Source organism: Pseudohongiella acticola (genome assembly GCF_001758195.1).
Taxonomy (GTDB): Bacteria; Pseudomonadota; Gammaproteobacteria; order Pseudomonadales; family Pseudohongiellaceae; genus Pseudohongiella; species Pseudohongiella acticola.
The window spans coordinates 186,134-210,735 of the sequence record NZ_MASR01000003.1 but is presented as its reverse complement, the minus strand read 5'-3'; the positions used below and the strand labels follow the sequence as shown (position 1 = coordinate 210,735).

Here is a 24,602-nt window from a genome sequence, read left to right as displayed (position 1 = left end):
GTTATTGATTTGTATTATCGATTTTTTTAGCTATTATTCATGAAACGAATAGGACATGGAAGAAATCGGCTGTAAAAAGTCGTCTCTCTGGTTATTTGCGGGGAAAATTCACCACACAACGTCATCGGCGTGAGGTAGGACGTTCTGAAAAAAATTGATCTGAATCTTTTTCTGGTCTTCGACACCATCTATACCGAGCGCAATCTGACGCAGGCGGCAAAATCGCTGGCGATCACTCAGCCGGCGGTGAGCAATGCGTTGTCACGCCTGCGCCGGGTATTCAATGATGAGCTGTTTGTGCGGACCTCAAAAGGCATGCTGCCGACGCCGGTTGCTGATGGTATCGCGCAGAATGTGTCTGCCGCGTTGGGCCTGTTGAATGCCAGCGTACTTGAGCGCGAAGAGTTCAGTCCGGATTCGGCTGACCGGACCTATCACTTCAGTATGACCGATCTCGCCGAAGCCGTAATTCTGCCGAGGCTGTTCCCGTTTTTTGAGCTCAATGCGCCACACCTGGTGCTGCAGAGTTACTATACTAAGCGGCATGAACTGGTCAGGCATCTGTCGCGAGGTGAACTCGATTTTGCCATTGATGTGCCGTTGATCGAAGACACGCAAGTGTCGCATCAGTCCCTGATCAGTGATCACTATGTCTGTGCGATGCGCCCGGGGCACCCGCTGGCAGACCAGGAGCTGACACTGGAAGCGTACCTGAACCTGCGCCATATTCATGTCTCAAGCCGCCGCAAAGGCCTTGGTCAAGTCGATATGGCATTGCTCAAGCATCAGGCCGAGCGTCGCATTCAGTTGCGCGTGCAACATTACCGGGTGGCTGCGGAGGTGGTCAGTGGTACCGATCAGGTGTTGACGGTACCTCGATTCCTGGCTTCCCAGTACAACCTGACGCTGCGGCCGCTGCCCTTTGATGTTCCTCCTCTGGACCTGCACCTCTACTGGCACCGTCAGTCGGACAGTGACCCTTCGCATCGCTGGCTGCGCGAAAGCCTGCTGGCATTATTCAAGTCAGACTAGGGCTGTTGACTGATGCGACGCTGCGGTTTGCTGCTATTGCTGAGCGTATTGTCTGGATGTCTGCAGTCGCCGTCTGCTTCATCGCTGGAATCGACCGTTGTCCCCGACCCCTATCAGTGGCTGGAATCACCTGTCACCCGTCCCCGGGTCAGCGCGTGGCTGACGCAGCAGGCACAACAGGTCCGTCACTGGCAGCAACAGCACCAGGCCTTGTACCAGGCTACACGGGAACGCCTGCGGGCAGCGTGGGATCACCCGAAATGGCAGGTCGTTGATATTATCGGGGAACAGGTGTTGTTTTATTACAATAGCGGGCTGGAACCACAATACAGCCTGTACCTGCAGTCTTATCAAGAGTTTGTTGGGGACCGGGCCCAAAACGCCGCACCCGGCGATGGCGCCCGACTGTTGATTGACGGCAATGTTTTTACCGACAACACCCGTCCGGGTGAAATATCAATCAGCCCGGACTTACAATGGCTGGCGTTCCAGATCAATCAACAAACGCGCGCCGGCGACTGGCAAATCAGATGGTATCTGCTGTCATTAACGGCAGCCTCCTCAGAGCCACGCCTGTTAAGTGTCAACCATGAGGGTTGGACGCTGCCGGCGGAGCAACTGGCCTGGAGCGAGGCCGGTGACACGTTGCTGTTTGCTGTGTCAGTGCCGCCCGCGCAGCGGCAATCACAGGCCGGCAAGGTCAGTGGGGCTGACTGGCATTCGCGCATTTATCGCATTGCCGTCAATAACTCGCCGGGCGCAGCTGAAGCAGTCTTTATTGCCGCTGACGGGCAAACCATTGAGCAATTGCGCATCATCAAACCTGATGCCGCAACGCAGGAACACAGGGCGCACGACAATCATCTGCTGATGCAGATAGCAGGGGTGCCGGGAGTCGACGCAAAGGGTGTGAGTAGTCAGTCCAACGCAACAACGCTGCGATGGTCCAGAGTCGATGTGGGCACAGGCGTAGCGACGGGGCTGGTACAGTCGGGCCAGGACGCCGGCCATTTCGTTGCGATGGTCAGGGGCATTCCGGCATTTTTGACCCTGGGTGATCGGGGTACTGGTGCCATCACACTGGCAGATGAACAGCGGGCGCGTACGCTGGTGCCCGAGTCGGAGGCGCCGCTGCTTTCGGCGCGGCGGATCGGGGAGAGACTGCTACTGGAGTATCTGGTGCACGGCACGTCGACGCTGAAAATGGTTGACCTGGATGGCCGCCCGATTGTTGGAGACTGGATGCCGGCATTACCCGCACCTGTCAGGATTGATGCCATCCGGGCAGCGGGTCAACACCAGGCCCTGGTTTCTTTTAGCGGGATAGTGACGCCACCGCGCAGTGAGCTGGTCGATTGGCAGAGCCGGCAACAAACGATTCTGACCCAGGATCAGCCTGATCTGGGCGTCGGAGATTTGCAGGCCCGACTGGTTTTTGCCCGCGCTGATGATGACGCTCGGGTGCCAGTCTGGCTGGCGGGTAAGGCAGATAGGGAGGGTAGGTATTTCGGTCCGATGCTGCTGGAAGTGTATGGCGGGTTCGCCGCTCCCATGGAGACCTCATTCTCAATCAGTCGTTTGCAATGGATGGCCAGTGGCGGTTCATATGCCGTTGCCGGCCCCAGGGGCGGCGGCGATTATGGCGAGCAGTGGCATGCCGCTGGTAGCGGGGCGTATCGAAACAACAGTATAACCGATGTCCTTGCCGTCACTGCCAGTCTCCGGCGTGAGAGGCTGGCAGAGCAGGGCGGGGTCGCGATCAGTGGTCGTAGCCATGGCGGCCTGCTTGCTGCGGAAGCGGTGCAGCGTTCGCCGGACGCGTTTGCTGCATTGCTGACTGATGCAGCCTTGTTTGATCTGAAACGCCTTGATGCGCTTGGTGGCGCCAGTTTCTGGCAGCAGGAATATCGTGACGGTAGGTCCTTTCCGTATCAGGCATTGTTGAACGGTGATCCCGAACTGAAGCAACACCCACCAGCGCTGCTGGTTGTGCGCGATCGCGATACGGTGGTCGCGCCGGCTCACAGTTTCAAATACCTGCAGGCGCTGCAGACGCATCACGATAAACACAGTGACGCTGAGCCGGTCACCCTGCTGTCGGTCACACCTGGTCAGGATCATGACGCCAGCGTCCGCATTGATCATCTGCTTGACGACTACGCACTGCGCTGGACGTTTCTGAAGAGTTCTCTAAAGCCTTCTCTGAAGCCTTCTCTGAAAACTGTGCCGGCAGCAAACTGAACACCCCTTGCCGGCTGTCAGTCGATACAGGTCTTGATGTAATCGAGCAGGCGGCGACGCTGGATCTTGGCCGGTTCGCTACTTTTTTCTTCTTCTGCTTCGCTGGCGGTTGTTGCCAGTTGGCTATATCGGCGCAACAACTGGCGCAGGGTCTGGCGCTCAGCACTGGGCCAGGTTTCGACAAAGGCCTGAACGTCGCTTTCATCGCCATTGAGCAGGCGCTCACCCCACTGTTCGATATCCTGACCACGGCGAATCTCCTGACGATCCGGCGTGCGTAATTTTTCCAGCGCCAAACGGATACTTTCATGGTCACTGCCACGCATCAGTTTGCCGATGAACTGCAGTTGGCGTCGTTTGGCTTCGTGACGGTTGGGCAGGCGCTGGTACTCGCGTAATGCCGCCAGCAAAGGCTCGGGCACCTCGATCTGCTCCAGTTGCTTTTTGTTCAGGCTTAACAGGTCTTCACCCATTTTCTGCAGTTCGGTCGAGCGCTTTTTGCGTTGCGTTTTGCTCTCTTCGCCTTCGTCAGCAATATCGCCAGGGCCATCATCAGGCCCGGGCTGCTCAATCCGGGCGCGCCGGTTCAACCGGGGTTCTTTCATGTCACTCGCCTTCTTCAAAACGGTTGTTCACCAGGTCCTGGATGGCCTGGAGTGCATCGGCTTCATCGTTGCCATCAACGATAATAGTGAGCACCGTGCCCTTGCTGGCCGCCAGCATCATCAGGGACAGAATGCTTTTGCCATCAACCAGTTTCTCGTTACCGATGCGAACGCTGCTATTGAACTGCGAGGCGGTTCCGACCAGTCGGGCAGCGGCACGGGCATGCAGGCCTGCCTTGTTGCAGATAGTGATGGTGGCTTCAATCATGACTGTTGTGCAGCCTCCTTGCGTGAGAGTTCCCGGTGCACAACCTGCAGGTTACTGATACGGCCGGTAAATGCCTGCTTCAGACGTTCACACAGGTACACGGATCTGTGTTGGCCGCCGGTGCACCCGATGGCCACAGTCAGGTAGCTGCGATTGCTGCGCTCTATGCGTGGCAACCACTTTTCCAGAAACTGAAAAATATCAGTCTGCATGGCGTTGACGTCGTCCTGGCTCGACAAATACTGGCTGACCGGCTCATCCAGTCCGCACAACGGTCGAAGTGCCGGGTCCCAGTAGGGGTTAGGCAGGCTGCGGGCATCAAAAACAAAATCGGCATCAATGGGAACGCCATTTTTAAAGCCGAATGATTCGAACATCAGTGCCAGCGACGAATCTTTCTTCTCAACCACGCGCGCTCGTACGGTGGCACGTAATTCATGAACCGACATCGTGCTGGTGTCGATGGAAAGACCTGCCAGTGCCGCAATTGGCTCCAGCATTTCACGCTCTTTGTTGATGGCTTCACGCAGGCCGATGCTTTCGGTGGTCAAGGGATGTTTGCGTCTGCTTTCACTGAAGCGTTTGATCAAGGTGGGGCTGTTGGCATCCAGAAAAATAATTTCGGTGTCAATTCTGGATGCCTGCAGATCAACAATAATCTGAGGCACTTTCTTCAGGTCATCAGGAATATTGCGGGCGTCGATGCTGACTGCAACGCGAGGCAGGGCCACAGTTTCGCTGGAGATTCGCGTGATAAAGGCCGGCAACAAACTGGCGGGCAGATTGTCGATACAGTAGTAGCCATGATCTTCCAGCATGTTTAATGCGGTGCTTTTGCCGGAACCGGAGCGGCCGCTTACGATCAGGAGTCTCACAATTGCTCGCCTGCCTTAATTAGGTCTGGATTTGATTTTGCTGTCAGCGGATTGCGACGACCGGGCCCTGACGGTGCTCAGCTTTGAGATTGCTCGCTGAAGCGTATCGCCGTCTGGTAAAGCTCATCGCTACTACTGGCATCGCGCAGTGCCTGACAAAACGTTTCCTGGTGGAACAGTCGCGCCAGGCCACTCAGCACACGCAGGTGTTCGTCGGTTTCTTCAGCTGGCACGATCAGCACGAACAGCAGATCCACCTGTTGCGAATCAATGGCATCAAAATCAATGCCTTCGTCCAGTTGTACCAGTGTGCCGATAATCTGCGTGCACTCCTGAACCCGGCAATGAGGTATGGCAATGCCATTGCCGATGCCCGTGCTGCCCAGTTGCTCGCGCGCCAACAAGGCATTATAGATGGCGTCTGCTGACAGGCTGCTGCTGCTTTCTGCGATATGTTCACTGATGGATGTCAGAAAACGTTTTTTACTGACACCCGGCATATTACAGACGGTGCGTTCAGGGCTAAGAATTGTGCTCAGTTGCATCAGGGCTTCCTAATCTTCCGATGGCTGCCATTCTAGAACCTTGGCCTGCCGCTGGCAATGCGCTAGACCAGTCGTTTTCGCTCATTGGACGGCGGTATAGACAACGATTCCCGGTACTTGGCGATGGTTCGTCGGGCGACGTTGATACCCTGTTCTTCAAGCAACTGCGTGATTTTGCTGTCGCTCAATGGTTTACGTGGGTTTTCCGCCACCACCAGCTTTTTGATCAGGGCACGAATGGCCGTGGACGAACACTCCCCGCCACCGGCCGTGCTGACATGGCTGGAGAAAAAATATTTAAGTTCGAAGATACCACGCGGTGTGTGCATGTACTTCTGTGTGGTCACCCGGGAAATGGTTGATTCGTGCATTTCCACGGCTTCTGCGATGTCATGCAGGACCAGGGGTTTCATGGCCTCTTCGCCTTTCTCCAGGAAACCCTGTTGGTGCTCGACTATGCGGCTGGCAACCTTGAGCAGGGTTTCGTTGCGGCTCTGCAGGCTTTTCAGAAACCAGCGTGCTTCCTGCAGGTTGTCGCGCAGGTAGTTATTGTCTGTGCTGTTCTCCGAGCGTTTTACCAGAGAGGCATAGTCCGCATTGATGCGCAGTTTGGGAGCCGTTTCGGGGTTCAGCTCAACGCGCCAGCGGCCACTGCGCGGGTCCTTGGTGACAAACACATCCGGCACAATGTAGGTAGCGGAGGAGGGCGCGATGTCGGCGCCGGGTCGCGGATCCAGCTTTTCGATGATGGCGATGGCATCACGGAGTTCGGGTTCCTTGAGCCGGGTCAGGCGCATAACCTGGGCATAGTCGCGGTTGCCCAGCAGAGGCAGGTGGTCCTTGACCAGCGTGCGCGCATTGCGAATGGCGTCGTTGACCATTGTCTCTGGTACCTGATTGAGCTGGATCAGCAGGCATTCGGATAAATCGCGGGCAGCCACACCCACCGGGTCAAAGTGCTGGATCCGGTGCAGTACCGCCAACACTTCGTCTTCTTCAATCTCCAGATGCTCCTGCAGCCCCTCCAGAATGGAGTCCAGACTGGCGCTGAGCTGGCCGTTGGCATCCACTGCGTCGATGATGGCCATGGCGATGAGCCGATCGGTGTCTGACATGGTGGTCAGATTCAACTGCCAGAGCAGGTGGTCCTGCAGCGATTCGGAGGCGGCATCACGGGACTCAAATTCATCATTGTCCGGGGCCGGGCTGCCGCTGGTGTAGCTGTTCTGATAGATGTCATCCCAGTTGGTGTCAACAGTCAGCTGCTCCGGGATACTGTCTTCCCAGTGCGATTCGTCGCCGCTGGCTTCGTAAGACGCATCGGAAGATGACTGTTCGGCGAAGCTGTCACCGGTGTCATCTGAGTTATTGCTGGACTTGTCCTTGCCGCTGTCCGACTGGGAGTTTGACTCGCTGCTGTCGTTGTCGAAGCTGGCGTCACTGCCATCGGCGTCCTGGGATTCGTCAACCTCCAGCATGGGGTTGGACTCCAGCGCCTGATGAATTTCCTGTTGAAGATCCAGAGTGGATAGCTGCAGAAGCCGGATTGCCTGCTGCAGCTGGGGAGTCATGGTCAGCTGTTGACCAAGCTTTAGCTGGAGCGAAATTTTCATGGCATCAGATACATCTTTGTTGCTCGGTTGTCGCGGGATCGCTGATTGATGCGCCGCTTTGGCAGCGACACGTTTAGGTTTGCTTTTTTACTAGGCTAAGCAAGCATCATGCCGATGTGTGGATTATTTTGCAATAATTTTGTCTGGGAAAATTTCGCCGATGCTGTACTTGTCTCTGTCCGGCTGCGATGCGTGAGGTCAAATCCGGAATTTCTCGCCCAGATAGACATCACGAACCTTCTGATTGGACAGTATCTGTTCGGCGCTGCCCTCGGCAATGATGCCGCCTTCACTGACAATATAGGCCTTCTCACAGATATCCAGTGTTTCCCTGACATTGTGGTCTGTCAGCAGAACACCGATACCGCGCATTTTCAAGTGTTCGATGATTGATTTTATGTCGCTAACCGATATCGGGTCGACGCCGGCAAATGGCTCATCAAGCAGGATGAAGCGCGGATCATTGGCCAGGGCACGGGCAATTTCGGTTCGTCTGCGCTCACCACCGGACAGGCTCATGCCTTTGTTGTGACGTATGTGGGTGATATGGAACTCCTGCAACAGGCTTTCCATTTTTTCCCGGCGCTGTGGCGGGCTGAGATCCTTGCGGGTCTGCAGGATCGCCATGATATTGTCTTCAACGCTGAGGTTGCGAAAAATCGATGAGTCCTGTGGCAGATAGCCAACACCCAGACGGGCCCGTGAATAGATCGGCAGGCCGGAGAGCTCGGTGTCGTTAAGCTGGATATTGCCGGCGTCGGCCTTGACGAGGCCAACAATCATGTAGAAACACGTGGTTTTACCTGCGCCATTGGGGCCGAGCAGACCAACTATCTGTCCACTGTTGACGCTGATGGAAACATCGCGAACTACCTGTCGGCCTTTATAAGATTTGGCCAGATGTCTGGCTGCCAGAGTATCCATCAGTCTTCGCTGTCGTCCGTCTGGTCGGCCTGTGCGCTGGTTGGGGCCAACAGACCACTGCAGGGACCCGGGGAATCAGTGGCGCCGGATTCAATGATATGTTTGATGCGTGTGCACTCGAATGCCGTGCGTCCGCGATTGAAACTGGCACTTCCGATGAACTCTACAACTGAAAGCTCAGTGCTGTTCAGTGTCTCGTAATAGTATTCAATGGACTCGCTGTGTCCGGTAATAGTATCCGTGCTGGTTTCTCCCGAACGGATAAAACGTGCCGGGTCACCTTCAACAGTGACCTTGATCAGATCGCCCGTCACGATATCCTGTTCCAGGCGGGCGGTGTCGCCAAAAATCTCAATCAATCCCTGGCGAAATCGAACGCTGTCGCGGAATGTCGCAATACGGATGTTCCCTGAGGATTCTATGCTGCTTGCGCCAGCGGCATCAACAATCAGAACATCTTCGTTGGTATCAGTCTGCGTGCGCACTGGGTCCTGGTTTACGGAAGCCGTATCCTCTAATGTCAGGCTTGCGTCAACTGACTCACCGGAGGCAGCGTCAGAGGGCACGGCGACGTTCTGCGCCAGCGACAAGGGATTAAAAATCAGTGCTGCCAGCAGAATACTTTGACGTATTGCGCTTCCAGGTATATCAATTGTCAACACGATAATAGCGACCCTGTATATCTGATAAAAAGGTGATGGTGTCTGCATTGAGGTCAGCGTGCATGCCCTGGGACGTCTGTTCCAGGCCATCGCCGCTGACCGTGACCCGGGCGTCAGTGAACATGGTTTGCGTCGGCGGTTCCACGGTAAGCCTGCTGCTGGTCAGGCGGACATTGCTGTCTTCCTCGCTGCGCCGCAGAATCTGCACGGCATCGGTCAGTTGCAGTTCCAGAATATCCCCACCACTGCTGGCCTGAATTCTGCCTGAAGCCGCGGAGATATTCCAGCGTTCCTGGCTGCCTTCAAACATTTGCATGACCGGCTCAGTCAGTTCTGTCACCTGACCCGGAAAAAGGCGCTGTTCGCTGGCGGACAGGGTGTAGGCTCTGAGTCCGTTATCATCATAGATGACACTGCGTATGCCCCGCCCAAACCCGTCGTAGCTGGTTTCCGGGTTCAGCGCCATGTCGACGCTGTTATTCTCCAGAGGGGACACCCCCGTGCGCTCAGTCAATAACCAGGCAATCAGAATTGCCGGGATCAGTGCCAGTAGCCATCGGTATTTCAGTCGTTTCATGTCTGTTCTACAGCGTTAATAGGATTCGGGTTCAGGTTCAGAGCTGGCGGCCGGATTGCGCTACGACGGCGTGTCACATGAATGCGCCTACGGCTTCGTCGTATTTACCCTGGGCGCGCAACAGAAAATCGGCAACGTCCCGTACGGCGCCTTCACCACCGGCGCGAATTGTGCAAAGTGCCGCGCAATGATGCACGCTTTCGTGAGCATTGGGGACTGCAATGGGTAGCCCGATGCGTCGCATTACCAGCAGATCTGGCAGGTCGTCGCCGACATAGGCGATCTGGTCCAGCGGGCACGGATGCGACTGCAGCAGCTCATCCAGTGCATTGGCTTTGTCCTCGCGCCCCTGTGCCATCAGCGTGATACCCAGTGCCGTCGCGCGCTGCAACAGCGCTGCTGACTTGCGGCCGCTGATGATGCCGACCTGAATACCGTTTTGCTGCAATAACTTGATACCCTGACCGTCCAGGGTGTTGAAGGCTTTCAGTGCTTCCCCGTGTTCGCCGTAATACAACTGGCCATTGGTCATGACGCCATCCACGTCCAGCAGCAAAAGACGGATGGTTTCGGCGCGTTTCAGGACCTCATCGGCAGTGTCATAATATTTCATGCATTGGTGCTCCGGCGATGATCACAATACTCGTTGCAAATGGATCAAATGAGATGAGCCTGGCTGCTGCCTGCTGACGGTAGCCAGCAGCAGCCGGGATGTAAGCACAATCAAATAACATTGGCCTGTAGCAGGTCGTGCATGCGTATGATGCCGCTCATGCGCGATTCCTCGTCGGTCACCACCAGTGTGTAAACCCGGTTATCTTCCATCAGTTTTGCAGCTTCGGTGGCCAGGGCCTGCGCTTTGACGGTTTTGCTGTTACGGGACATCACGTCCTGCATGCGCGTGGTCAGAATGTCGCGGCCGGCATCCAGCGCACGGCGCAGGTCACCGTCGGTAAAAACACCAACGAGCATGCCGTCGTGATCTACAACCGTGGTCATGCCCAGTCCTTTGCTGCTTATTTCGTACAGCGCGTCTTTCAGCGGCGTGGTCTCCTCAACGCGCGGGATGGCAGCGCCGCCGTGCATGATGTCGGCGACTTTCAATAACAGGCGTCGACCCAGGCGACCGCCTGGGTGTGAAATGGCAAAATCTTCCTGGGTAAACCCCTTGGCTTCCAGCAAGGCCATGGCAAGTGCATCGCCCAGCACCAGCGCTGCCGTTGTACTGGATGTAGGCGCCTGGCCCAACGGACAGGCTTCTTCATCAACGCTGGCATCCAGATTGACATCGGCACTGTGTGCCAGCATCGAATCAGGGTTGCCGGTCATGGTGATAAAGGGCACACCTTTACGTTTGAACAGAGGCAGTATATTGATCAGCTCTTCTGTGGTGCCAGAGTTTGACAGTGCCAGCACCACGTCCCGGTCTGTAATCATGCCAAGGTCACCGTGGCTCGCCTCGGCCGGGTGCACAAACATGGCGGGGCTGCCGGTGCTGGACAGGGTGGCTGCGATCTTGCGTGCGATATGGCCGGACTTGCCCATGCCGGTGACCACAATCCGGCCATCGCATGCCAGCATGAGCTCACAGGCGCGGGCGAAGGAGTCATCAATCCTGTGCGCCAGAGCGGCAATGGCCTGATGTTCGATACGTATGGTGCGCAAGGCACTGTTGATCAGCGATTGCCTCTGTTCCATGGTCACCTGTATCCGTTACTAATTGATCTGAAGGTACATTATGCCGAACCAGCCGGCATAAAGCAGTACGAATGCAACACCACTCAGGCGGCCGATCTGTTTGCCGCGGCGAATGGCGAACAGGCAAAGCGCTGCCAGCAACAGTGTCATGACCATCATGGCGGTGTAGTCGCGATAGAACAGGTCGCTATTGAAGCTTCCTGCCGCCAACAGGCCGGGAAATGGCAGAACCACCAGGATATTCAGAATATTGGAGCCAATGATGTTGCCAATCGCGAGTTCGTGATGACCGCGCAAGGCACAGGTCACCGTCGCGGCCAGTTCAGGCAGGCTGGTGCCCAGTGCGACCAGGGTCAGGCCGATGATGCCAGAGGAAACGCCAAGCGTACCAGCAATCGAGATGGCGCCCTTGACCAGTGCCTCGGCGCCAATGATCAGCAGGAACAGGCCCAGGGACAGAAATCCGACTGCGCGCCAGGTGGAGGTCTGTTCAGGTAATTCGGTGTCGTCCTCTTCGAGCCCGGAGGCCCGGCGAGTAAACAGGTGGTAAATGAAGTAAGCGACCACACCAATCAGAATCAAACCGTCAATAGGGCCCAGGTAAAGATTTGCCATCAGCAGGCCACAGACAATGCTGACCAGAAGCAGGGCGGGCATCTCTTTGCGTGACAGCGAGCAGGGCGGCGTAATGGGCTTGATAATGACGGCAACGCCCAGCGCTATGCCAAGGTTGAAAATATTGGAGCCGATGGCGTTGCCGATGGCCAGTTCCGGCTCGCCAGCCAGCGCAGATGCCGCAGAAGAGAAGATCTCCGGTGCAGAGGTGCCAAACGCAACAATAGTGAGGCCGATTACCAGCGGTGAAATGCCCAGATTGCGGGCCAGAGCCGAGGCACCGAAGACAAATTTGTCAGCGCCCCAGATCAGGCCGACGAAACCCAGGCAAATAATGAAGACATCTAACAGCATAATATCCAGTACAGGGTCATGGTTGGGCTCGTCGCGGGTCGCTCATTAGACGGATGATTGTTACGGCTTGCAAGTAGTAATTTATCGGCCGTGTTAATTGAGGTACACTGCATCGGTATCCCGAATGATCGACAGATGTTACCGTTATTCTCAGTTAATTGCATCTGCCGTCAACATCGGTCCGCCGTGGCGGTATTCTCCCGCCAGGCCTGATTGGAGTTGTAACCATATGAAATATATAGCCAAGTTAATTTCCCTGAGTGTTGTTCTGATGCTGGCGTCGCTGACCCCGGTTCAGGCTCAGCCACCTGCCCTGTCGGCAGTGGAGGCCGCCGAGCAGTCAATTACCCAGTTGCTTGAACGCGTTGAGGAGTTACGGCCGTATTTTGAGACCGACAAGGACAGGTATTACGCTGGTATCGAAGAAGAAGTGGGCAAGTTTGTGGATTTCTATCAGGTGGCGACCGGCGTCATGGCGCGCTATTCCGAAGATGCCACATCCGAGCAGATTGAACGCTTTGGTGAAAAGTTGCGCTCCACACTGACCAGTTTCTACGGCTCAGCGCTGGTCCAGTACGGCGGACAGGAGCTTAATTACATGCCGCCGCAAAACCCGCCTGAAGATCCTGAAGCGCCGACCAATGTGCGCATGCAGATTGTCTCGGACGGCAGCCGTATCGAGCTCCAGTATGCCCTGTTCCTGAATGACGACAGGGAGTGGAAGCTTCGCAATCTTTATGTCGGTGGTATCAATCTGCGCCGTCAGTACCATACCCAGTTTGCCGCGCTGATGGCCCGGCACAACAATGATATTGATGCCGTCATTGAAGCCTGGCAGTGAGACGTGGTTGCCGCAGCAGGCAGCCTTTGCAGGATGTAGGTGGAGAATTTGAATGACAGATGTGACTATTGACGCCCCCTATCTTGAGGGCATGCTACAGAGCAGCTTCCCGGGCTGCGAAGTCCGGGTCGAGGGTGGTGGCGGAAAATTTCAGGTGGCCATGGTAGGTGATGCCTTTGCCGGCCTGAATGCGGTTAAACGCCAGCAGCTGGTTTACCAGCAATTAAATGCACATATACGCTCGGGTGCAGTTCACGCGGTATCAATGAACCTGCTTACACCCGACGAGTCAGCAACAGCCTGATTCATCAGACCCATCCAGCCCACCCGGTACCAGGATCATACATGGACAAGCTTTTAATTCAGGGTGGCGCCCGCCTGAACGGAGAAATCCGTGCCGCTGGCGCCAAGAACTCGGCCTTGCCTATTCTGGCCGCAACACTGTTGACCCGGGATACGGTTCAGATTCGCAATCTCCCGCACCTGTTCGATATTACAACGATGCTGGAGCTGCTGGGTTGCATGGGTGCGCAGCCCATTGTGGATGCCAAGCTTAATGTGGAAGTGACCAGTGACTCGATCACCCAGTTCAGTGCGCCATACCATCTGGTCAAGACCATGCGTGCGTCTATTCTGGTGCTGGGGCCGATGCTGGCGCACTTTGGTCAGGCCGAAGTGGCTTTGCCCGGTGGCTGTGCCATCGGCAGCCGACCGGTCAACCTGCACATAACAGCACTGCAGAAAATGGGCGCCAATATTGTCGTTGAAGACGGCTACATCAAGGCCTCGGTTGATGGCCGTCTTAAAGGCTGTCATATCTTCATGGATATGTGCACGGTTACCGGTACCGAAAACGTACTGATGGCGGCAACACTGGCAGAAGGGCAGACAGTCATTGAAAATGCCGCGCGTGAGCCCGAGGTAGTTGATCTGGCCGAGTGTCTGATTGCCATGGGCGCTGATATACGTGGCCATGGCACCGACACCATTGTTATCAACGGTAAGCCCAGTCTGCATGGCTGCAGCTACTCGGTCATGCCTGATCGCATCGAAACCGGGACCTATCTGATTGCCGCAGCCGCTACACGTGGCAAAATCAAAATAAAAGACACCCGGCCCGATATTCTGGACGCTGTGCTCAGCAAGCTGGAAGAAGCCGGTGCCGACCTGCGTATTGGTGAAGACTGGATAGAACTGGATATGCACGGCAAGCGGCCAAAAGCGGTGTCATTGCGCACAGCTCCGTATCCTGCTTTTCCCACGGACATGCAAGCCCAGTTTACTGCCATGAATGCCATTGCCCTGGGTACCGGTTCGATTGTGGAAACCGTGTTCGAAAATCGCTTCATGCACGTGCACGAAATGAACAGAATGGGCGCCTCCATGCAGGTGCAGGGCAATACCGTTATCGTTAACGGTGTGGAAACGCTCAAGGGCGCACCCGTCATGGCTACAGACCTGCGTGCATCGGCAAGCCTGGTCATTGCCGGGCTGGTGTGTGACAACGAAACCCTGATTGATCGCATTTATCATATCGACCGGGGTTATGAATGTATCGAAGAAAAAATGCAGTCGCTGGGCGCCATCATACGGCGTGTGGCGTCCTGAATCGGGCGGGCAGGGAATAAAACATGTTGGAAATGCAGACTCAGCCTATCGTGATGGCGCTGACTAAAGGTCGTATCCTGGAAGAGGTCATGCCTTTGCTGGAGCAGGCCGGCATCCATCTGCTGGAAGATGTCAGCAAGAGCCGTAAACTAATTTTTGATACCAATTTGCCGGGCCTGCGCATAATGATTGTGCGCGGATCCGATGTGCCGACCTATGTTGAATTTGGCAGTGCCGACCTGGGTGTCGTCGGTAAAGACCTGTTGATGGAATACGGCGAGGGCGCATTTTATGAGCCGCTTGATCTGGGCATCGCCCGCTGTCGCTTGATGACCGCTGCACCGGTTGGCGCCAGACCACCACGAGGGCGTGTCAGAGTCGCCAGCAAATTTGTTAATATCGCCCGTCGCTACTTCGCTGAGCAGGGGTTGCAGACCGATATCATCAAACTGAACGGTGCGCTCGAGCTTGCCCCATCCATGGGGTTGGCTGACTGGATTGTGGATATTGTAGACAGTGGTAATACCTTGCGTGCGAATGGCCTTGAGCCTCTGGAGCTGATCGCGGATATCAGTTCACGTATCATCGTTAACAAGGCTGCCATGAAAATCAAGCACGCCGAGCTCAGTGAATTGCTGGCCGGTATCGGATTGGCGGTCAGCGCCCGGCAGGCAGAGACAGCCACCGTTTGATCGCGCTTCCAGGCGACAAAACTGCAACGAGGCTGGATATGACTGACAATGTAGTAATGACAAGACTGAGCACAGAACAGGCTGATTTTAGCGAGGCACTCGATGCATTGCTGGATCGGCGCATGATTGAGGATCCGCAAACCAGCAAGATTGTCGCCGACATCCTGCACGATGTGCGCAGCCGTGGCGATGACGCCGTGGTGGATTACAGTCGTCGTTTTGATCGTTTTACCGGTAGCCTGGTCAGTGAGCTGGAAGTGAGCAAGGCTCAGATGCAGGCCTCGCTGGACAGTCTGGATGCCTCGCTGGCGGACGCGCTGCATACGGCAGCCGAGCGCATTCGTCACTATCATGAACACCAGAAACAGCCATCGTGGCAATATGAAGAAGATGATGGCTCGGTTTACGGCCAGTATGTGGTCGCGCTGGAGCGCGTTGGTATTTACGTGCCCGGTGGTAAAGCCAACTATCCGTCTTCCATGTTGATGAACGCCATTCCGGCCAAAGTGGCAGGCGTTGATGAAGTCATCGCAGTGGTGCCAACACACTACGGCGACGATGCGGGTGGTGCCGGGCGGCTCATTTTTGCTGCAGCAGCGATTGCCGGTGTTGATCGTCTGTTTACCATTGGTGGTGCCCAGGCAATTGCCGCGCTGGCTTTTGGTACGGATACCATTCCCCGTGTAGACAAGATTGTTGGACCGGGCAATGTTTATGTAACTGCTGCGAAAAAACAGGTGTTTGGCGAAGTCGGCATCGACATGATTGCCGGGCCATCAGAGCTTACGGTTGTCTGCGATGGCAAAACCGATCCCGACTGGATTGCCATGGATCTGTTTTCACAGGCAGAGCATGACGAACAGGCACAATCGCTTCTGATAAGCACCGACAAAGAGTTTCTGGATCAGGTGGCCGCCAGCATTGATCGCCTGCTTCCGACCATGGAGCGGCGTGACATCATTCGTAGTTCACTGCAAAATCGTGGCGCCCTGATTTTTGCGCCGGATCTGGATGCAGCCATGCGCATCAGCAATCAGATTGCGCCGGAGCACCTTGAGTTATCCGTGGCAGAGCCTGAATTGTGGCTGGAAAAAGTGCGGCACGCCGGAGCAATATTTCTGGGGCGTCACACGCCTGAAGCGCTGGGTGATTATTGTGCCGGGCCTTGCCATGTGTTGCCTACATCCGGTACGGCACGATTCTTTTCACCGCTGGGTGTGTACGACTTTCAAAAACGCAGTTCGATTATTAATTGTTCGCCGGCCGGTGCGGCGAGATTGGCGCCGGTGGCAGAAACGCTTGCGCAGAACGAGCACCTGCAGGCGCATGCCCTGTCAGCGGCATGGCGAATTCCCGGTCGCAAATAACGTTGCGTGATGGTGGCGCGTCAGCGCCGCCTTTTCAGTCCAGTCCATTTTCGGGAATGCGGGCATTGTCATTGAACTGGGTGCGGTACTGGGCAGTACCGGTGCCCAGTGTCACCGAAATAGTCTGATACTCGCCGGTGCGAAAAATGGTCAACTCAACAAACTGACCGGGCGCTTTCCTGTTAATCTGTTCAATGGCGCCGATGACGCTGCTGATGGCACTGCCGTCGATTGCTACCATGACATCACCGGCCTGGATGCCGGCCTGTTCGGCCGGGCTGCCGTCGTCAACCTGTTCGATTAATAGTCCCTCGATATCAGGGTTGCCAAAAAAAGTGCGACTTGTCTCTTCGGTTAACAATTCACCTGTGATGACGCCAAGGTAACCCGGCGTGACAACGCCATGCTGAATCAGTTGCTCAACAATGATCATAGCCTTGTTAATGGGTACAGCAAATCCGATGCCGTCTGAGCCACCTGACTCGGAATAGATAAAGGAATTAATTCCGATCAATGCGCCTTCGGCATTAATCAGCGCGCCGCCCGAATTGCCATAATTCATGGCTGCGTCAGTCTGTATATATTGCACAATGGGCAGCCCGTCCCGGGGAATACCAAGCGCACTGACAATGCCGAGTGACACTGATTTCTGGTTCATCAGATCGCGGCGCGGATAGCCAATAGTCAGAGCTGAATCGCCGACACGTATGCCATCCGAACTGCCGATGGGCACGGGAGGCGGCAACGCCGTGCTTTCGACTTTCAACAGCGCCAGATCGGTACTGGTGTCGGATCCGATTAATTGTGCTCGTGCGTTTACGCTGTTGCCCTGGGTATCCGTGAAATGGACTTCAATATCTTCAGCGCCTTCAATTACGTGAAGTGCGGTCAGAATATGGCCTTCATCGGTGATGGCAACGCCGGAGCCCAGGCTGTCCCAGAGGCGCTCGGAGGGAATTGTTTGCAGCAGTTCCCGGAATGCAGAAGGCAACTCGTCGGCGGGAGGCAGCTCTATCTGTTCGCGAATGGTTGAGTGAATGCTGACCACAGATTGCGCTGCGCGCTCGACCGCGTCAGCATAGGAGCGGGCAGCGGCAGCGGCGGGCGCCACCGCATTTGTCGGCGCCTGCGCAGTGTCTCGCGGTGCCTGGGTGATCTGTCCGGACAGGTCCTCTAGCTGCTGGTACTGCAGTAGTACAACCGCGAGTAGTACACCGGTCATGATTGGCCAACTTATAAACTGCAGAAATTTCTTCATAGGGCCGCTGTCGTTCAGGTGAATTGCTATAATCGTCGACTTCTTTGATACTCGATCACAACTGAGTCAGGTGCGTTTTCTTGCACCTGCTTTTTACTCAGGCATTATGCGAACTATTGTGACTTATGTGAAGGTAAATCGGTATGACTGTCGGATTGGATGAGTTGATGGCGGCGCTTACGCGTGAGCTGAGGCCGGAACAGTTCAAGGACTATTGTCCTAACGGATTGCAGGTTCAGGGTCGGGACAGAGTTGAGCGCCTGGTCACCGGCGTCACCGCGTGCCAGGCGTTAATAGATGCTGCCATCGAGCAGCAGGCTGATGCGATTCTGGTGCATCACGGCTATTTTTGGCGTGGCGAAGACGCGGCGCTGACCGGCATCAAACGTCAGCGGATTAAAACGCTGATGGCGCACGACATCAGCCTGATTGCTTATCATCTGCCTCTGGATGCGCATCCGGAGCTGGGCAACAATGTGCAGCTGGCAAAGCTGCTCGGGTTGTCCCCGGGGGATGCCCTGTCACGACAGAATAACCATGATATGGGCCTGGTGGCGCAACTGCCGGAGCCTGTCTCGGGGGCTGATTTTGCCGCATTGTTGACGGACCGTCTGCATCGCAAACCGCTGCATATTGCGGGCACTGATGCGCCCATTACCAGAGTGGCCTGGTGTACGGGTGCGGCGCAGGGTTATATCGAAAAAGCGGTGGCTGCGGGTGCCGATGCCTATGTGTCAGGCGAGATATCCGAACCGACAGTTCACAGTGCGCGTGAGCACGGCATTCATTATTTTGCCGCCGGTCATCACGCCACTGAGCGGTATGGTGTGCAGGCGCTGGGCAAGTTGATTGCCCAGCGTTTTGATCTGCAGCATCAGTTTATCGATATCGATAACCCGGTGTGACTCTTTTTGCGCTTTCTCGCTCTCTCATGCGCTTTCTCGCTCTCTCATGCGCTTTGCTGCTGCGTTTGTCGGAGCAAGAAAGCGTTTAGCTGCCCTTGATGATGCCTTTGTCCTGCATCAGGGCCACAACCTTGTCCAGGCAGTCTTCAACTGACAGGCTTTCGGTATCCAGCTCCAGATCCACCTTCTCCGGTGGTGCATAAGGGAACGATATGCCCGGTATATCGGCCGAGCCGGTCGATTCTGCGGCCGCATAGATACCACTGGGGTCGCGTTGCTGACAGGTTGCAATGGGCGGGTTCAGATAGATGATGTGGCAATTGTCTTTGCCTATCACACTGACGGCGTGCTCGCGAGAATCCGGATTGGGTGCGACAAATGCCGCGCAGCAGATCATGCCCGAATCATTCAGGAAGCGGGCAATATGGGCACTGCGGCGCAGATTCTCTGCCCGGCCCAAGGCATCGTGGGGCAGGTCCTTGCTGATGCCCAGACGCATGGCCTTACCATCGAGCACCGTGCTGACCCGGCCCAGGTCGAACAGGCGTCGTTCCAGACCGTGTGCCAATGTGGACTTGCCGGCACCGGACACGCCAATGAACATGATGGTCGCTGGCGTCTGGCCGTAACGTGCTGCTCGCTCTTCGCGCGTGACATGGGTGGCACTGCTGCGGGCCTTGCGGCGGCGGGCGGCGGCACTTTCCAGATTTATCATGCCGGCACCGACGGTGACGTTGGTCAGGCGATCGACGACAATAAATGCGCCGGTGCTTCGATTCTTTTCATAACTGTCGATGCACACAGGCTGATCGACGCTGATTTCACACAAACCGATTTCATTGAGCTCAAGGCCGGGTGCGGGTTTCTCTTCCAGCGTGTTGACATCAATCTGGTATTTCACCGTATTGACACGGCCGCTGACGGTTTTGCTGCCCAGTTTAAAATCATAAAGCTTGCCTGGTAGCATGGCGGCATCAATCATCCACACCACTGTCGCATCAAACTCTTCAGTGATTGTGGGCAGGTTGTCGCGGTGCGCAATCAGGTCGCCGCGGCTGACGTCGATTTCATCTTCCAGCGTCAGAGTGATGGCCATTTCTGCATGGGCCAGCTCCAGCTCTTCGTCAAAGGTCACAATGGATTTGATACGGCTCTTCTTGCGCGAAGGCAGTACCATGATTTCATCGCCCTTGCGCACAACACCGGACGCAACCGTGCCGCAGAAGCCACGGAAATTGAGGTTGGGTCGATTGACATACTGCACGGGATAACGGAAATCGTCGTAGTTTCGGTCTTCCGCAATCTGTACATTTTCCAGCAACGACATCAGGGTCGGGCCGTCATACCACGCCATGTTGTCGCTGGGGTTGACCACGTTGTCGCCGTCGAGTGCGGACATCGGAATAAAGTGGAACTCAGCATCGCGCAGCTTTTCGCTGAACTTGAGGTAGTCCGCCTTGATTTTGCTGAACACATCTTCGCTGTATTCCATCAAATCCATCTTGTTGATGGCAACAACGATATGCCGGATGCCCAGCAGCGAGGTGATAAAACTGTGACGACGGGTCTGCACCTGTACGCCGTGGCGGGCATCTATCAGGATGATTGCCAGATCGCAGGTTGAGGCTCCGGTGGCCATGTTGCGTGTGTATTGCTCATGACCGGGGGTGTCGGCAATGATGAATTTGCGCTTTGCCGTTGAAAAATAACGATATGCCACATCAATGGTGATGCCCTGTTCGCGCTCTGCCTGCAGGCCGTCAACCAGCAGCGCCAGATCAAGTTTGCCGCCGGTGGTGCCGGATTTGACGCTGTCGGCTGTGATCGCGGCGAGTTGATCCTCATAAATCATTTTGGAGTCGTGCAGCAGACGTCCGATCAGGGTGCTCTTGCCATCGTCAACGCTGCCGCAGGTGAGCAGTCGCAGCATTTCCTTGCGTTCATGTTGTGCCAGGTAGGCGGTAATATCGGTGCTGATAAGCTCTGATTGGTGTGACATGTCAGAAGTACCCTTTGCGTTTCTTTTCTTCCATGGAGCCGGCCTGATCCGAATCGATCAGTCGTCCCTGGCGTTCGGAGCTGGTGGTCAGCAGCATTTCCTGAATAATGTCAGGCAGCGTGGTCGCAGTGGACTCCACCGCGCCGGTCAGTGGGTAGCAGCCCAGTGTGCGGAAGCGCACCATCTTGTGCTGGATATCGGTGCCGGGTGGAATCGGCATGCGGTCGTCGTCGACCATGATGTCAATGCCATCCATGTTGACCACCGGACGTTCTTTAGCAAAATACAGCGGTGAGATGTCGATATTGTTCAGGTAGATATACTGCCAGATATCCAGCTCGGTCCAGTTGGAGAGCGGAAACACGCGGATGCTTTCGCCGCGATTGACCTTGCCGTTGTAGATGTTCCACAGTTCCGGGCGCTGATTTTTCGGATCCCAGCGATGATTCTTATCGCGGAAGGAAAATACGCGCTCCTTGGCTCGGGATTTCTCCTCATCACGGCGACCGCCGCCAAAAGCGGCATCAAATTTGTGTTTGTCCAGTGCCTGTCGCAGGGCCTGTGTTTTCATCACGTCGGTATGTTTCTCGCTACCGTGTGTGAAGGGGCCAATGCCAGCATCAACACCTTCCTGATTGATATGCACAATCAGGTCCAGACCCAGCTTTTCCATCTGGGTGTCGCGGAATTCGATCATTTCGCGGAATTTCCAGGTGGTGTCGACATGCATCAATGGAAAGGGCAATCGGCCAGGATAGAATGCTTTCAGCGCCAGGTGCAGCATCACTGACGAGTCCTTGCCAATCGAGTACAGCATGACCGGGTTGCTGAACTCCGCCGCGACCTCTCTGATGATGTGTATGCTTTCTGCTTCCAGTTGTTTCAGGTGTGTCAGGTTGTAATCAGCCATGATGTTTGTGTACCGGGTGCTGCAGCACAGCCGTCTTAACGGTGCTGCGGAGGTTCTAAAGGGTTCGGGGTGAGTCAGTCTTCGTTGACGGCCTGCTTGTGGTCTCTGTTTTTGTCTGCACTCGTGTCCTTATCCGGACTGTTGCTCGCGTCCAGACCAAAGTTTTCCGCCAGCGCGCCAGATTGACCAGGAGCTTTTTTGGGGGCGTAATCTTTGGGCGCTTCGAGCTCGTCATCGTCCACATGGTAGAACATTGATTGTTCCGTTGCGGGCAGTAGTTTGCTGGCGACATCGCCTGTACAAAGATCCTGTGCGCCGCCTGCCAGGTGCTGATAGACATCGCGGTAGCTCTCGGTCATGTGCTGCACCAGTTCTGCCGTGGTATTAAAATGCTCACTGACATTCTCTCGATACTGAGCGTGATGACGCTGCAATTCCTGCACCCGTGCCTCCAGCTCGGAGACTTTGGCAGGATTGCTGCCGCTGATTCGCTTGGCAATAAGCAAACCCGCTACCAGGCCGACAGCCAGGCAAACGATACCGGTTAACCACAACATATTAAAACTCTTCCTTCGCTTGAATAGGCGCAAGTATAACGCGAATACGACCGGATGGCCTGACGCTATTCTAGCATGATGTCGCTCTCGTGTTGAATGACGGGTGTAGCGATAACATCGTCGGGCACTGAGCGCAGCCGGCGCGGGTATGTGTCCCGCTTCCTCCGGCCCCTTAAAGGAGGCTAGAATGCGGGGCTTTGAACACACGCCGGTGTTGCGACAATGACCCCCATACAACGATATCAGGATGACCTTGCCCGTGGTGTGCTGCAGCCCGATGCGGCACAGGCGCAGGCCTTTGTCCATGTGCAGCGCGTCTATGATGATGTGCTGGCGGCAGATCGGAGAGCCGGCAAAGGTTCGGCCCTGAGCCGGCTGCTGTCACCGGCAGGCTGGGGAGGGCTGTTTGGCGGAACAACGCCGCCGCTGGTTAAAGGCCTTTATTTCCATGGCGGTGTCGGACGCGGCAAAACCTACATCATGGATACGTTTTATGAATGTCTGCCTTTAGAGAACAAACACCGGACCCACTTTCACCGTTTCATGCAGATGGTGCATGGCCGCCTGACCGCACTCAAGGGTCAGAAAAATCCTCTGGAGCAGGTGGCTGCTGATATCGCTGACAGTGCGCGGGTATTGTGTTTTGATGAGTTTTTTGTCTCTGATATCGGCGATGCCATGATACTGGGTCGATTGCTGGAGCATTTACTGGAAGCGGGGGTGGTGCTGATTGCAACCTCCAACATCCATCCGGACGGGCTGTATGCCAATGGTCTGCAGCGCGAACGCTTTCTACCGGCAATCGCCCTGTTGCACAAGCATACCGAGATTGTTGAGCTGGAAGGCGGAACTGACTATCGCCTGCGGGCATTAAAGCAGGCCTGTCTTTACTTCTCGCCGCTGGGTGCCGAGGCTGAACAATCGCTGCAGTCGGCGTTCACCCGGCTGGCGCCGGAACATGCCGATGCCCAGATTGGCGGTGAAATCGGTGTGCTGGGCCGATCGCTGCCAGTCAGGCAGGTAGCTGATGACGTGGTCTGGTTTGATTTTGATGAGCTTTGTGATGGTGCTCGTAGTGCTTACGACTACATAGAGCTGGCCAAGGTGTACCATGCTGTGGTGCTGGGAAACGTGCCCCAGATGGATTCGGCGCAGGATGATGTCGCACGCCGATTTGTCAGTCTGGTCGATGAGCTGTATGATCGCCACGTGAAATTGATTTTGTCCGCCGCTGTGCCACTGCCTGATTTATACATCGGGCAGGGTTTGGCGTTTGTGTTTGAGCGCACCCGCAGTCGACTGCTGGAGATGCAGTCAGAAGATTATCTGGCCCGCGAACACCGCCCGTGATCAATTTAATACTTTCTATCCATAAAATGCTTGAATAATGACAGGCGCTTCGGTAGTATTCGCGCTCCCTGAAGATAATGCCCGTTCGGTGACGTTACATGAAGACTTTTAGTGCAAAACCACAGAATGTAGAACATAACTGGCTGCTCGTTGATGCAGAAGGCCAAACGCTTGGGCGTATGGCAACTGAAATCGCAAGCCGCCTGCGTGGAAAACACAAACCTGAGTACACGCCTCACGTGGATACCGGTGACTTTATTGTTGTGGTAAATGCTGAGAAGGTCCGGGTAACCGGCAAGAAAGCAAAAGACAAGATGTATTACAGCCACTCGGGATACCCGGGCGGTCTGAAGACTTTCAGCTTTGAAAAACTGATCGACCGCTCTCCGGAGCGCGTGCTCAAGCTGGCTGTGAAAGGCATGCTGCCGCGCACACCACTGGGTCGAGCGATGTTCAAGAAGCTCAAGGTTTATGCTGGTACTGAGCATCCTCACGCGGCCCAACAGCCGCAGGCACTGCAACTGTAAGAATTTACAAAGGATTTACGAGGCTCACTGAATTCCTATGTCAACAACTCAATACTACGGCACTGGCCGACGTAAAACAGCGACTGCTCGCGTGTTCATCACCAAAGGCAGTGGCAACATTTCGGTCAACCAGCGCACACTCGACGGTTTTTTCGGTCGTGAAGTTGCCCGCATGATTGTCCAGCAGCCGCTTGAGTTGCTGGAAATGTCAGGCAAGTTCGACATCAAGGTCACTGTGAAAGGTGGCGGTAGTTTTGGTCAGGCAGGTGCTATTCGCCACGGTCTGACCCGTGCTCTGATCGCGTATGACGAAGAGCTGCGGTCGCCGTTGCGTAAAGCTGGCTTTGTGACCCGTGATGCCCGTGAGGTTGAGCGTAAGAAGGTTGGTCTGCGTAAAGCTCGTAAGCGTCCTCAGTACTCCAAGCGTTGATTGGTCCGGGTGTTATCCCGGTCACATCAGCCCTTGATTCGCAAAAAAGCGCTGTTGCCGAGAGGCAGGCGCTTTTTTTGTTTTTATTTAAAAAATAAATTCCTTTTTGATTCAGGCGCTTAAGTGCAATGATAGTGATCGTGCGCTTG

26 protein-coding genes are annotated in these 24,602 nt (G+C 55.4%); 11 read left to right on the top strand and 15 right to left on the bottom strand.

The window, feature by feature from the left end; genetic code table 11:
* Window positions 1-144 precede the first annotated feature (144 nt).
* Together PHACT_RS15175 and PHACT_RS15170 are read left to right on the top strand one after the other, a co-directional pair.
* Window positions 145-1,032, top strand: coding sequence for a LysR family transcriptional regulator (locus tag PHACT_RS15175; protein ID WP_070119115.1), 888 nt, complete (start codon window positions 145-147; stop codon window positions 1,030-1,032).
* A gap of 12 nt (window positions 1,033-1,044) precedes the next feature.
* Window positions 1,045-3,273 carry a prolyl oligopeptidase family serine peptidase gene (locus PHACT_RS15170; protein WP_070119114.1) on the top strand — a complete coding sequence of 743 codons (2,229 nt, stop codon included), beginning with the start codon at window positions 1,045-1,047 and terminating at the stop codon, window positions 3,271-3,273.
* A gap of 17 nt (window positions 3,274-3,290) precedes the next feature.
* Here PHACT_RS15170 and yjgA read toward each other — a convergent pair whose 3' ends face one another.
* The 11 genes from yjgA to PHACT_RS15115 form a co-directional block, all read right to left on the bottom strand.
* On the bottom strand, window positions 3,291-3,878 hold the full coding sequence (gene yjgA, locus PHACT_RS15165) for a ribosome biogenesis factor YjgA (protein ID WP_083264723.1): 588 nt from the start codon (window positions 3,876-3,878) through the stop codon (window positions 3,291-3,293).
* A gap of 1 nt (window position 3,879) precedes the next feature.
* Complete coding sequence (locus PHACT_RS15160; RefSeq protein ID WP_070119113.1) at window positions 3,880-4,146, bottom strand: HPr family phosphocarrier protein; 267 nt, start codon at window positions 4,144-4,146, stop codon at window positions 3,880-3,882.
* Window positions 4,143-5,021, bottom strand: a complete 879-nt coding sequence (gene rapZ, locus PHACT_RS15155; protein WP_070119112.1) for an RNase adapter RapZ — start codon at window positions 5,019-5,021, stop codon at window positions 4,143-4,145. Before rapZ ends, PHACT_RS15160 begins: the two co-directional genes overlap by 4 nt.
* 77 nt (window positions 5,022-5,098) lie before the next feature.
* Window positions 5,099-5,566, bottom strand: a complete 468-nt coding sequence (ptsN, locus tag PHACT_RS15150) for a PTS IIA-like nitrogen regulatory protein PtsN (RefSeq protein WP_070119111.1) — start codon at window positions 5,564-5,566, stop codon at window positions 5,099-5,101.
* 62 nt (window positions 5,567-5,628) lie between these two features.
* Window positions 5,629-7,179: an RNA polymerase factor sigma-54 gene (locus PHACT_RS15145; protein WP_070119110.1), complete on the bottom strand. Its 1,551-nt coding sequence runs from the start codon at window positions 7,177-7,179 to the stop codon at window positions 5,629-5,631.
* A gap of 198 nt (window positions 7,180-7,377) precedes the next feature.
* On the bottom strand, window positions 7,378-8,103 hold the full coding sequence (gene lptB, locus PHACT_RS15140; protein WP_070119109.1) for an LPS export ABC transporter ATP-binding protein: 726 nt from the start codon (window positions 8,101-8,103) through the stop codon (window positions 7,378-7,380).
* Window positions 8,103-8,765: an LptA/OstA family protein gene (locus PHACT_RS15135; protein WP_070119108.1), complete on the bottom strand. Its 663-nt coding sequence runs from the start codon at window positions 8,763-8,765 to the stop codon at window positions 8,103-8,105. The genes lptB and PHACT_RS15135 overlap by 1 nt, the downstream gene beginning before the upstream one ends.
* Window positions 8,752-9,342 (bottom strand): LPS export ABC transporter periplasmic protein LptC, encoded by a 591-nt coding sequence (lptC, locus tag PHACT_RS15130; protein ID WP_070119107.1) that lies wholly within the window; start codon window positions 9,340-9,342, stop codon window positions 8,752-8,754. The genes PHACT_RS15135 and lptC overlap by 14 nt, the downstream gene beginning before the upstream one ends.
* 73 nt (window positions 9,343-9,415) lie before the next feature.
* Entirely contained in the window at window positions 9,416-9,955 is a 540-nt protein-coding gene (locus PHACT_RS15125) for a KdsC family phosphatase (protein ID WP_070119106.1), read from the bottom strand.
* Between the two features lie 110 nt (window positions 9,956-10,065).
* Window positions 10,066-11,040 (bottom strand): KpsF/GutQ family sugar-phosphate isomerase, encoded by a 975-nt coding sequence (locus PHACT_RS15120; RefSeq protein WP_070119105.1) that lies wholly within the window; start codon window positions 11,038-11,040, stop codon window positions 10,066-10,068.
* 18 nt (window positions 11,041-11,058) lie between these two features.
* Window positions 11,059-12,009: a calcium/sodium antiporter gene (locus tag PHACT_RS15115; RefSeq protein WP_070119104.1), complete on the bottom strand. Its 951-nt coding sequence runs from the start codon at window positions 12,007-12,009 to the stop codon at window positions 11,059-11,061.
* Between the two features lie 229 nt (window positions 12,010-12,238).
* Between PHACT_RS15115 and PHACT_RS15110 the strand changes: the two genes are divergently transcribed.
* The 5 genes from PHACT_RS15110 to hisD are packed head-to-tail and all read left to right on the top strand — an operon-like array spanning window position 12,239 to window position 16,517.
* Window positions 12,239-12,850, top strand: coding sequence for an MlaC/ttg2D family ABC transporter substrate-binding protein (locus PHACT_RS15110; protein ID WP_070119103.1), 612 nt, complete (start codon window positions 12,239-12,241; stop codon window positions 12,848-12,850).
* A 52-nt stretch (window positions 12,851-12,902) separates the two neighbouring features.
* The gene (locus PHACT_RS15105) at window positions 12,903-13,154 is read left to right on the top strand and encodes a BolA family protein (RefSeq protein WP_070119102.1); all 252 of its coding nucleotides are present in this window, start codon (window positions 12,903-12,905) and stop codon (window positions 13,152-13,154) included.
* Between the two features lie 41 nt (window positions 13,155-13,195).
* Entirely contained in the window at window positions 13,196-14,458 is a 1,263-nt protein-coding gene (gene murA, locus PHACT_RS15100) for a UDP-N-acetylglucosamine 1-carboxyvinyltransferase (RefSeq protein WP_070119101.1), read from the top strand.
* A gap of 32 nt (window positions 14,459-14,490) precedes the next feature.
* The gene (hisG, locus tag PHACT_RS15095; RefSeq protein ID WP_070119238.1) at window positions 14,491-15,150 is read left to right on the top strand and encodes an ATP phosphoribosyltransferase; all 660 of its coding nucleotides are present in this window, start codon (window positions 14,491-14,493) and stop codon (window positions 15,148-15,150) included.
* 38 nt (window positions 15,151-15,188) lie between these two features.
* Window positions 15,189-16,517, top strand: coding sequence for a histidinol dehydrogenase (gene hisD / locus PHACT_RS15090; protein ID WP_070119100.1), 1,329 nt, complete (start codon window positions 15,189-15,191; stop codon window positions 16,515-16,517).
* 34 nt (window positions 16,518-16,551) lie between these two features.
* Here the strand turns inward: hisD and PHACT_RS15085 are convergent, their stop codons facing one another.
* A complete protein-coding gene (locus tag PHACT_RS15085) occupies window positions 16,552-17,775 on the bottom strand; it encodes a S1C family serine protease (RefSeq protein ID WP_070119099.1) in 1,224 nt (407 codons plus the stop codon).
* A 143-nt stretch (window positions 17,776-17,918) separates the two neighbouring features.
* Between PHACT_RS15085 and PHACT_RS15080 the strand changes: the two genes are divergently transcribed.
* Window positions 17,919-18,680, top strand: a complete 762-nt coding sequence (locus tag PHACT_RS15080; RefSeq protein WP_070119098.1) for a Nif3-like dinuclear metal center hexameric protein — start codon at window positions 17,919-17,921, stop codon at window positions 18,678-18,680.
* 85 nt (window positions 18,681-18,765) lie between these two features.
* On the opposite strand, the gene cysN is transcribed toward PHACT_RS15080, so the two are convergent.
* The 3 genes from cysN to PHACT_RS16390 all read right to left on the bottom strand — a co-directional run bounded on the left by cysN (window position 18,766) and on the right by PHACT_RS16390 (window position 22,146).
* A complete protein-coding gene (gene cysN, locus PHACT_RS15075) occupies window positions 18,766-20,679 on the bottom strand; it encodes a sulfate adenylyltransferase subunit CysN (protein ID WP_070119097.1) in 1,914 nt (637 codons plus the stop codon).
* Window position 20,680: 1 nt separating this feature from the next.
* The gene (gene cysD / locus PHACT_RS15070) at window positions 20,681-21,589 is read right to left on the bottom strand and encodes a sulfate adenylyltransferase subunit CysD (protein ID WP_070119096.1); all 909 of its coding nucleotides are present in this window, start codon (window positions 21,587-21,589) and stop codon (window positions 20,681-20,683) included.
* Between the two features lie 74 nt (window positions 21,590-21,663).
* Complete coding sequence (locus PHACT_RS16390; RefSeq protein ID WP_070119095.1) at window positions 21,664-22,146, bottom strand: YhcB family protein; 483 nt, start codon at window positions 22,144-22,146, stop codon at window positions 21,664-21,666.
* 222 nt (window positions 22,147-22,368) lie between these two features.
* Here PHACT_RS16390 and zapE point away from each other — a divergent pair, with 222 nt between their 5' ends.
* From zapE to rpsI, 3 genes are all read left to right on the top strand, one after another.
* The gene (gene zapE, locus PHACT_RS15060) at window positions 22,369-23,496 is read left to right on the top strand and encodes a cell division protein ZapE (protein ID WP_070119094.1); all 1,128 of its coding nucleotides are present in this window, start codon (window positions 22,369-22,371) and stop codon (window positions 23,494-23,496) included.
* A gap of 98 nt (window positions 23,497-23,594) precedes the next feature.
* A complete protein-coding gene (rplM, locus tag PHACT_RS15055; protein WP_070119093.1) occupies window positions 23,595-24,023 on the top strand; it encodes a 50S ribosomal protein L13 in 429 nt (142 codons plus the stop codon).
* A gap of 37 nt (window positions 24,024-24,060) precedes the next feature.
* The gene (gene rpsI, locus PHACT_RS15050; protein ID WP_070119092.1) at window positions 24,061-24,453 is read left to right on the top strand and encodes a 30S ribosomal protein S9; all 393 of its coding nucleotides are present in this window, start codon (window positions 24,061-24,063) and stop codon (window positions 24,451-24,453) included.
* The last annotated feature ends 149 nt before the right edge of the window (window positions 24,454-24,602 follow it).

Coding starts and splice junctions, on each gene's coding strand:
- PHACT_RS15170 (WP_070119114.1), top strand. CDS start 1,045: ATGCGACGCTGCGGTTTGCTGCTATTGCTGAGCGTATTGTCTGGATGT.
- yjgA (WP_083264723.1), bottom strand. CDS start 3,878: ATGAAAGAACCCCGGTTGAACCGGCGCGCCCGGATTGAGCAGCCCGGG.
- PHACT_RS15160 (WP_070119113.1), bottom strand. CDS start 4,146: ATGATTGAAGCCACCATCACTATCTGCAACAAGGCAGGCCTGCATGCC.
- ptsN (WP_070119111.1), bottom strand. CDS start 5,566: ATGCAACTGAGCACAATTCTTAGCCCTGAACGCACCGTCTGTAATATG.
- PHACT_RS15145 (WP_070119110.1), bottom strand. CDS start 7,179: ATGAAAATTTCGCTCCAGCTAAAGCTTGGTCAACAGCTGACCATGACT.
- lptB (WP_070119109.1), bottom strand. CDS start 8,103: ATGGATACTCTGGCAGCCAGACATCTGGCCAAATCTTATAAAGGCCGA.
- lptC (WP_070119107.1), bottom strand. CDS start 9,342: ATGAAACGACTGAAATACCGATGGCTACTGGCACTGATCCCGGCAATT.
- PHACT_RS15125 (WP_070119106.1), bottom strand. CDS start 9,955: ATGAAATATTATGACACTGCCGATGAGGTCCTGAAACGCGCCGAAACC.
- PHACT_RS15120 (WP_070119105.1), bottom strand. CDS start 11,040: ATGGAACAGAGGCAATCGCTGATCAACAGTGCCTTGCGCACCATACGT.
- PHACT_RS15115 (WP_070119104.1), bottom strand. CDS start 12,009: ATGCTGTTAGATGTCTTCATTATTTGCCTGGGTTTCGTCGGCCTGATC.
- PHACT_RS15110 (WP_070119103.1), top strand. CDS start 12,239: ATGAAATATATAGCCAAGTTAATTTCCCTGAGTGTTGTTCTGATGCTG.
- PHACT_RS15105 (WP_070119102.1), top strand. CDS start 12,903: ATGACAGATGTGACTATTGACGCCCCCTATCTTGAGGGCATGCTACAG.
- murA (WP_070119101.1), top strand. CDS start 13,196: ATGGACAAGCTTTTAATTCAGGGTGGCGCCCGCCTGAACGGAGAAATC.
- hisG (WP_070119238.1), top strand. CDS start 14,491: ATGCAGACTCAGCCTATCGTGATGGCGCTGACTAAAGGTCGTATCCTG.
- hisD (WP_070119100.1), top strand. CDS start 15,189: ATGACTGACAATGTAGTAATGACAAGACTGAGCACAGAACAGGCTGAT.
- PHACT_RS15085 (WP_070119099.1), bottom strand. CDS start 17,775: ATGAAGAAATTTCTGCAGTTTATAAGTTGGCCAATCATGACCGGTGTA.
- PHACT_RS15080 (WP_070119098.1), top strand. CDS start 17,919: ATGACTGTCGGATTGGATGAGTTGATGGCGGCGCTTACGCGTGAGCTG.
- cysN (WP_070119097.1), bottom strand. CDS start 20,679: ATGTCACACCAATCAGAGCTTATCAGCACCGATATTACCGCCTACCTG.
- cysD (WP_070119096.1), bottom strand. CDS start 21,589: ATGGCTGATTACAACCTGACACACCTGAAACAACTGGAAGCAGAAAGC.
- PHACT_RS16390 (WP_070119095.1), bottom strand. CDS start 22,146: ATGTTGTGGTTAACCGGTATCGTTTGCCTGGCTGTCGGCCTGGTAGCG.
- zapE (WP_070119094.1), top strand. CDS start 22,369: ATGACCCCCATACAACGATATCAGGATGACCTTGCCCGTGGTGTGCTG.
- rplM (WP_070119093.1), top strand. CDS start 23,595: ATGAAGACTTTTAGTGCAAAACCACAGAATGTAGAACATAACTGGCTG.
- rpsI (WP_070119092.1), top strand. CDS start 24,061: ATGTCAACAACTCAATACTACGGCACTGGCCGACGTAAAACAGCGACT.